Source organism: Bradyrhizobium archetypum (assembly GCF_013114835.1).
In the GTDB taxonomy this organism is placed as follows: domain Bacteria; phylum Pseudomonadota; class Alphaproteobacteria; order Rhizobiales; family Xanthobacteraceae; genus Bradyrhizobium; species Bradyrhizobium archetypum.
Genome location: NZ_JAAVLW010000006.1, coordinates 177,663 through 185,000 on the forward strand (window position 1 = coordinate 177,663; position 7,338 = coordinate 185,000).

At 62.3% G+C, this 7,338-nt stretch carries 8 protein-coding genes (1 of these 8 cut by a window edge); 5 read left to right on the forward strand and 3 right to left on the reverse strand.

Translation table 11 applies throughout. The features are described 5' to 3' along the window. Positions 1-62: 62 nt before the first annotated feature. Positions 63-518, reverse strand: coding sequence for a carboxymuconolactone decarboxylase family protein (locus HCN50_RS21060; RefSeq protein ID WP_171711599.1), 456 nt, complete (start codon positions 516-518; stop codon positions 63-65). A gap of 117 nt (positions 519-635) precedes the next feature. Here HCN50_RS21060 and HCN50_RS21065 point away from each other — a divergent pair, with 117 nt between their 5' ends. Beyond that, positions 636-1,493 (forward strand): sigma-70 family RNA polymerase sigma factor, encoded by an 858-nt coding sequence (locus HCN50_RS21065; RefSeq protein ID WP_171711600.1) that lies wholly within the window; start codon positions 636-638, stop codon positions 1,491-1,493. Between the two features lie 6 nt (positions 1,494-1,499). On the opposite strand, the gene HCN50_RS21070 is transcribed toward HCN50_RS21065, so the two are convergent. Next, the gene (locus tag HCN50_RS21070; protein ID WP_171711601.1) at positions 1,500-2,312 is read right to left on the reverse strand and encodes a class I SAM-dependent methyltransferase; all 813 of its coding nucleotides are present in this window, start codon (positions 2,310-2,312) and stop codon (positions 1,500-1,502) included. A 130-nt stretch (positions 2,313-2,442) separates the two neighbouring features. On the opposite strand from HCN50_RS21070, the gene HCN50_RS21075 reads away from it, so the two are divergent. The 4 genes from HCN50_RS21075 to HCN50_RS21090 all read left to right on the forward strand — a co-directional run bounded on the left by HCN50_RS21075 (position 2,443) and on the right by HCN50_RS21090 (position 7,001). Beyond that, positions 2,443-3,117 carry a GntR family transcriptional regulator gene (locus HCN50_RS21075; RefSeq protein ID WP_171711602.1) on the forward strand — a complete coding sequence of 225 codons (675 nt, stop codon included), beginning with the start codon at positions 2,443-2,445 and terminating at the stop codon, positions 3,115-3,117. 139 nt (positions 3,118-3,256) lie between these two features. Next, positions 3,257-4,057, forward strand: coding sequence for a phytanoyl-CoA dioxygenase family protein (locus HCN50_RS21080; RefSeq protein WP_171711603.1), 801 nt, complete (start codon positions 3,257-3,259; stop codon positions 4,055-4,057). Positions 4,058-4,178: 121 nt separating this feature from the next. After that, positions 4,179-5,492: an NAD(P)H-dependent oxidoreductase gene (locus tag HCN50_RS21085; protein WP_171711604.1), complete on the forward strand. Its 1,314-nt coding sequence runs from the start codon at positions 4,179-4,181 to the stop codon at positions 5,490-5,492. A gap of 420 nt (positions 5,493-5,912) precedes the next feature. Continuing rightward, positions 5,913-7,001, forward strand: coding sequence for a TRAP transporter substrate-binding protein (locus tag HCN50_RS21090; protein ID WP_171711605.1), 1,089 nt, complete (start codon positions 5,913-5,915; stop codon positions 6,999-7,001). 154 nt (positions 7,002-7,155) lie between these two features. Here HCN50_RS21090 and HCN50_RS21095 read toward each other — a convergent pair whose 3' ends face one another. Beyond that, positions 7,156-7,338, reverse strand: the 3' end of a protein-coding gene (locus tag HCN50_RS21095) for a hypothetical protein (RefSeq protein WP_171711606.1). The gene runs 426 nt beyond the window's last position; the window shows 183 of its 609 coding nt (coding positions 427-609); the start codon falls outside the window, past its right edge — the gene reads right to left on this strand; its stop codon occupies positions 7,156-7,158.

Below are 7,338 nucleotides of genomic sequence, written 5' to 3' on the forward strand. Positions count from 1 at the left end.
CGAGCCGACGTGTTAAAATTGACGATAGTTTCGGGGTAACGAGCTCTTGAGGCGACTCCCTGTTACACCTTCCAGACGCCCACCGGCTGACGCACGGCAACGTTGAGCCTATTCCAGACATTGATATTGGCGATCGCCAGAATCAACGCTGCGAGCTCGGCCTCGTCGAAATGCTTGTCGGCCTCACGCCAGACCTCGTCCGGCACCGGATCGGCGCGGTCGCTGATCCGGGTCAGCGCTTCCGTTAGCGCCAGGGCCGCGCGTTCGCCTTCGGTAAAATAGGGCGTGTCGCGCCAGGCGGCCACCGCGAACAGCCTCTCGTCGGTCTCGCCGGCCTTCTTGGCGAGTTTCGGGTGCATGTCGACGCAGACACTGCAGCCGTTGATTTGGCTGGCGCGCAGATGGACCAGTTCGAGCAGTTTTTCCGAGAGGCTGTTTTTGGTCAGTTCGCCGAGCGTCTGCAGCGCCTTCATGGCGTCGGGAATAACCATGACGGGGTGATTCATTCGGGCTTGCATCGTTTTGCGCTCCATATGGCTGGTTCCGTTTTTGACGTGGCGGTGCCGATCTGCTGTCACATCGGCCCGCTTTCGTTCGTCATAGCCATGACGGAACACGATGTAGGAATGTGACCGATGGACGAGAAAAAGTTTCTGGCTGAGAAATTCGAAGCCAACCGGGCCCATCTGCGGGCGGTGGCCTACCGCATGCTGGGCTCCACCAGCGAGGTCGACGATGCCGTGCAGGAAACCTGGCTACGGTTGAGCCGCTCCGATAGCAGCGAGGTTGAAAACCTCGGCGGCTGGCTGACCACGGTCGTCGCCCGCGTTTGTCTCGACATGCTGCGCTCGCGCAAATCGCGGCGCGAGGAGCCGATGGGACCGCATGTGCCGGAGCCCATCGCCGATGACGCGCATAGCCGGGATGCCGAGATGGCCGATTCCGTCGGCGCGGCCCTGCTGGTCGTGTTGGAAACGCTGGCACCGGCGGAGCGGCTTGCCTTCGTGCTGCACGACATGTTCGCGGTGCCGTTCGAGGAAATCGCGCCGATCGTCGGCCGCACACCAGCCGCAGCAAGGCAACTGGCGAGCCGCGCCCGCCGCCGGGTCCAGGGCAGTCCGCCGCCGGATGCCGATTTCAGCCGGCAGAAGAACGTCGTTGATGCCTTCATCAAGGCCTCCCGCGAGGGCGACTTCGAAGGGCTGCTTGCCGTGCTCGATCCTGAAGTCGTGTTCCGTGCCGATTCCGCTGCGCAGCGACTGGGCTCGCTCGCGGAAATCCGTGGCGCTGCGGCGGTCGCCGAATCCTTCAAGGGACGCGCGCAATCCGCCAGGCCGGCGCTGGTCGATGGTGCATTCGCGCTCGCCGTCATTCTCGGCGGCCAACTGCGCATCGTGGTGCGGCTGACGATCAGTAACGATCGGATATCAGCGGTCGACGCCGTGGCGGATGCCGAGCGGATCGGCCAGTTCGACGTAGACCTGCTGACGTGAGCAGCATCAACGGCTCTTGATTGCAGAGAACACGATCGCCTGAACCGACATCCGGCCAGGATCGCCGAATTCGCGGCGAAACTCCTCCGCCAGTGCATCGACGATCTGTTCCGGATCGACCCCGCCGCGCGTCCGGACCTGATCAATCAGCGGATTACCGTACACGGCCGCACGCGCGAACTTCGCGATGTCAGGGAGCCCTCGATCCTGTCTGATCACGGCAATGCCGATGTCGCCGAAGCCCGCTGTTAACAGCAATTCCTTGATGGGATCGATCTGGTGGCAGGAGAACGGCACGTTGTAAAACTGCGGCGGATCGGTGGGAAAGAAACGCCCGGCCACTTCATGCGCGATCCGGCCGAACGGATTGTAGCGGTGAGAGTCCCAAACGCTGAGCACGTAGCGGCCGCCGGGCGAGAGTACACGACAGGCCTCGGAAAAGGATTTTGCCTTGTCCGGAAAGAACATCAGACCGAACTGACAAACGATCGCATCGAAGCTTGCATCGGCGAACGGAAGCGCGACCGCGTCCGCAGGCTGAAAGGCGACCTGCTCGCCGGACTGAAATTTGGTGCGGGCAATCTCGAGCATCGGCGGATTGAAATCGGTCGCGGTCAGCTCCGCGTCTCTCGGCAACATGTCGAGCAACTGCCGCGTGACGATGCCAGTGCCGGCGGCGGTTTCGAGCACTCGCACGGGACCGCCGCTGGCGACACGCTTGGCAATGTCCGCCGCGTATTCAGCGAAGATGATCGGGCCGAGGCCTTGATCATAATACTGGGGGATATTGCCAACGAACCCGGCTGCGTCGTTGCTCATGATCGACCTCCGATCGCCCCCGGCACAGCATACCCCCAGAGCGGCAGGCCGGTCGTCAGCCTTGACCGCGACCGATTTAGCCGCTAGCTTCCGAATTCGGAATTCCGTATTCCAAATAGGTTGAGCCGGCATGATCCCGTTGGATCCACTCCCGAACCTGATCGACCAGGTCTACGCCCGCATCCTCGGCGCGATCACCGATCGTTCGCTGCCGCCCGGGCATCGGATCCGGCAGAACGAGCTGGCGGACAAGCTCGGCGTCTCGCGCCAGCCGGTATCCCATGCGCTGCATCTGCTGCATCGGCAGGGGCTTGTCGCGGAAAGCGGCCGACGCGGCTTTGAAGTCACACGGCTCGATCCGGAGCGCATTCGCCAGCTCTACGAAGTGCGCGGCGCGATCGACGCGCTGGCGGCAAAGCTCGCGGCCGGGCGGGCCAAGTTCGATGCCGCGGGGCACGCCCAGCTTGAGGCCGCGCTGCAGGCCGGACGGAGCATCGACAACGACACGCCGCTTTCGCGGCTGATCGCCCTCGATGTCGATTTCCACAGTGCGATCTATCGCCTCGCCGGCAATCCCGCGATCGAGGAAATGATCGCGCCGCAATGGCCGCATATGCGCCGCTCGATGGCGACCGTGCTTGCCGAACTCGATTACCGCGAAAGCGCCTGGGCCGAACACGAAAAGATCGCCGCCGCGATTGTCGCTGGCAACGCCAAGGCGGCGGAGGCCGCGGCACTGGCGCATGCGCAAACCGCCGGACGAATGACCGAGGAGAGATTGAGGGCGACGGATCGGGCGGCCTGACAGGCTGCACGACCTCATCCTGAGGAACCGCGAAGCGGCGTCTCGAAGGATGGGCCCCGGGCCTCATGGTTCGAGACGCGTGAAGACGCGCTCCTCACCATGAGGGGAGAGAAAAACAAAAACCACAGGAGAGAACGCCATGAAACTGACGCCACAGCAGATCGAATTCTTCAACCGCGAAGGCTGGCTGTTCCTGCCCGAATTGTTCAGCCAGGAGGAAGTGGACTATCTCGCCCGCGAGGCCGTCAGCATCTATGACGCCAACCGGCCCGAGGTGTGGCGCGAGAAGAGCGGCGCGCCGCGCACCGCCTTTGCCGCACACCTCTACAACGAGGCGTTCGGTATTCTCGCCGCACATCCACGCATGATCGAGCCGATCGAGCAGATCTTCGGCGAGAAGGTCTACATGCACCAGTTCAAGATCAACGCCAAAGCTGCCTTCACCGGCGATGTCTGGCAATGGCATCAGGACTACGGCACGTGGAAGCGCGACGACGGCATGCCGGAGCCGCGCGCGATGAACATTGCGATCTTCCTCGACGAGGTGATGCCGATCAACGGCCCCTTGATGCTGGTACCGAAGAGCCAGCACGCCGGCGACCTCAAGGCCTCGCACGACCTTGAGACCACCTCCTATCCGCTGTGGACGCTGGATGAGGAGACCGTCACGCGGCTGGTGAAGGAAGGCGGCATCGTCGCCCCCACCGGCAAGGCCGGCGGCATGCTGATGTTCCACGGCAATCTGGTGCACGGATCAAGCGGCAACATCACGCCCTACCCGCGCAAAATCGTCTATCTGACGTTGAACGCGGTCTCAAACTACATCCGTACGCCCACGCGGCCGGACTACATCGCGCATCGCGATTTTACGCCGATTCAGATGGTGGACGATGATGCGCTGTTGCGGCTGGCGCGTGCGCATCGGCAAGCCGCGGAATAAGGTTTTATCGTCATTCCGGGGTGGCGCGATAGCGTCGAACCCGGAACCTCCCTTTCATCTCTGGATTCCGGGTCTGTGCCAAGTGGCGCATCCCGGAATGACGGCCGATCGGATCACTCCCATGAACCTTCACCGCCTTCTCAACGCCCGCCTTGCTGCCGGCAAACCGGTTCGCGTCGCGCTGATCGGCGCCGGCAAGTTCGGGTCGATGTTCTTGTCGCAGGTGCCGCATACGCCGGGGCTCGAAGTGCCCGTCATCGTCGACATCGATCGCGATCGCGCCCGCGAGGCGTGCCGCACCGTCGGCTGGGATGCAGAGCGGATCGCGCGAACCGCGTTCACCGACGATGGCGCCCGCGCGATTGCAGGCGGCGCGATGGACGTCGTAGTAGAGGCCACCGGCAACCCGGCGGCCGGCATCAGGCATGCCCGCGCGGCGATTGCGGCCGGCAAGCATGTCGTCATGGTCAATGTCGAGGCCGATGTGCTGGCCGGCCCGCTGCTCGCGGAAGAAGCACGCAAGGCCGGCGTGGTCTATTCGCTGGCCTATGGCGACCAGCCGGCGCTGACCGCCGAAATGGTGGACTGGGCGCGCGCGACCGGCTTTCGCGTCGTCGCCGCCGGCAAGGGCACGAAGTACCTGCCCGCTTATCACGATGTGACGCCGGACGGCGTTTGGAGCCATTACGGGCTGACGGCCGGCGAAGCGCAATCGGCCGGCATGAACCCGCAGATGTTCAACTCGTTTTTGGACGGCACCAAATCCGCGATCGAAATGGCGGCGATCGCGAACGCTTGCGGGCTCGACGTGCCGTCGGATGGGCTGTTGTTTCCGCCCTGCGGTGTCGACGATCTGCCGCATGTGATGCGGCCGCGCGACAAGGGCGGCGTGCTGGAAAAGGCGGGCTTGGCGGAGGTTGTGTCTTCGCTCGAGCGCGACGGCCGTCCCGTCTTCCGCGACCTGCGCTGGGGCGTTTATGTCGTGCTGGAGGCGCCGAATGACTACGCCGCCGATTGCTTCAAGCAATATGGGCTGAAGACCGACGCTTCAGGCCGGTATGCGGCGATGTACAAGCCCTATCATCTGATCGGCCTCGAGCTGAACATTTCCATCCTGTCGGCCGCGCTACGCAACGAGCCGACCGGGCAGCCGCATGATTTTCGTGGCGACGTCGCAGCGGTCGCGAAACGCAATCTGCGTGCGGCTGAAATGCTCGATGGCGAAGGCGGCTACACGGTTTGGGGAAAATTGATGCCGGCATCGAAGAGTCTCTCGGCCGGCGCGCTGCCGATCGGACTGGCGCATCACGTCAAGCTGAAGAACGACGTCGCCCACGGCGCGGTCGTGCGCTGGAGCGATGTCGAGGTCGACGAAAACAACGAGACCATCAGGACGCGCAGGGCGATGGAAGCAGCATTCGCCGCGCGACGATAATCGTGCGTATCGGCGTCGCGCTGCAGCCGGAAATTTCACCAATCGCACATGCATGTTGAGGTCGAACTGCGCCCCTCGAGCATGCTTGCACGGCGGAATTACCGCAATGCGGCATTTCGAATTAACCCTATTTCGTCGGCCGTCGCCTTAGTATTTCGGCGGGTGAATCAGCGTTGCGCTTAGCATTCAGGCAATTCTCCGCCCCTGCGACGTAGCCAGTGCCCTTGATTATCGACCACCAATTCGTCATCCTGCCTTTCAGGTCCACAGAGCCGGGAAATTGATTGCGAACACAAGAGCCTGGGTTTTCAGGGCCCATATTCCTAAACAACAGTCCGCCACCAGCCATCGGTAAATCAGAGAAAACGACACCAGATCGTTGTCCCTTGGTCGGTATCGGCGATAACAGAGGGGAAACAAATGAAACGTCGTGATTTCTTGAAAGCGGGCGGCGTCGGTCTCGCTGCCAGTGCGGTTGCCGCGCCGGCGATTGCGCAATCCAACCCGGAAATAAAGTGGCGCTATACGGCAAGCTGGCCGAAGGCACTCGATACGCTGTATGGCGGCTGCGAATATTTCGCCAAGCGCGTCGCCGAAATCACCGACAACAAATTCCAGATTCAGCCGTTCGCAGCCGGCGAAATCGTACCCGGCCTGCAGGTGCTCGACGCCGTTTCGAACGGCACCGTCGAGATGGGCAATACCGCGCTCTACTATTACTGGGGCAAGAATGCGGCCTTCACCTTTGGAACGTCGCTGCCGTTCGGCCTTAACACGCGCTCGCATATTTCCTGGCTGCGTTTTGGCGGCGGCACGGAGATGCTCAACGACCTCTTGAAGGAATATAACTGCATCGGCGTGCCGACCGGTTCGACCGGCGCGCAGATGGGGGGCTGGTTCCGGAAAGAGATCAAGTCGATGGAGGATTTCAAGGGCCTGAAATTCCGCGTCGGCGGTTTCGCAGGCACCATCATTGCCAAGGTCGGCGGCGTGCCGCAGCAGATCGCCGGCGGCGACATCTATCCGGCGCTGGAAAAGGGCACCATCGATGCGGCCGAATGGGTCGGTCCCTACGACGACGAGAAGCTCGGCTTCGTGAAGGTCGCGAAGTATTACTATTATCCGGGATGGTGGGAAGGCACCGGCCAGGGCCATAACATCATGAACCTCGAGAAGTTCAATGCCCTGCCGAAGCACTACCAGGCCGCGATCGAGACCGCGTCCTATGACACATTCACCTGGGTCACCGGCAAATACGACTACGTCAATCCGCCGGCGCTGAAGCGGCTGTTGGCCGCGGGCGCGATCCTGCGTCCGTTCCCGCAGGAAGTGCTCGAAGCCTGCTACAATGCCGCCAGCGGCATCTACGCCGATCTCTCCAAGAGCAACCCGCACTTCAACAAGATGTATGCGAGCCTGTCGGCGTTCCGTAACGAATCGCTGGCGTGGAATCAGGTAGCTGAGCTGAGCTACGACAGCTTCATGATGCGGATGCGCACCCGGACCTGAGGCCGACAGAGCAATCACAAACAAAAGCCCCGGAGATCTCTCCGGGGCTTTTCGTTGAGCGGGTTGCTCTTTGTCTGATGCGTTGTCTTCACGCGAGGCGCGCGCCCCACGGATCAAGTCCGAGGGACGTGTTTCGCTTGAAAACGCTTGCGGACTATTCCTCGCTTTCGCCAAGCACCTCGGCGAGCTTGTCGTAATATTTCGCCACGAGATCGATATTGCCCTTGTTCTCGATCGCCGGCGGCGGCGACTTCAGGGCCTCATTGAGATCGGCGAGTGCTTCCTTCTTGTCCTTGGCCGACATCTTCTTGTCGGCCTGGATCTGGGCGATCTGCGG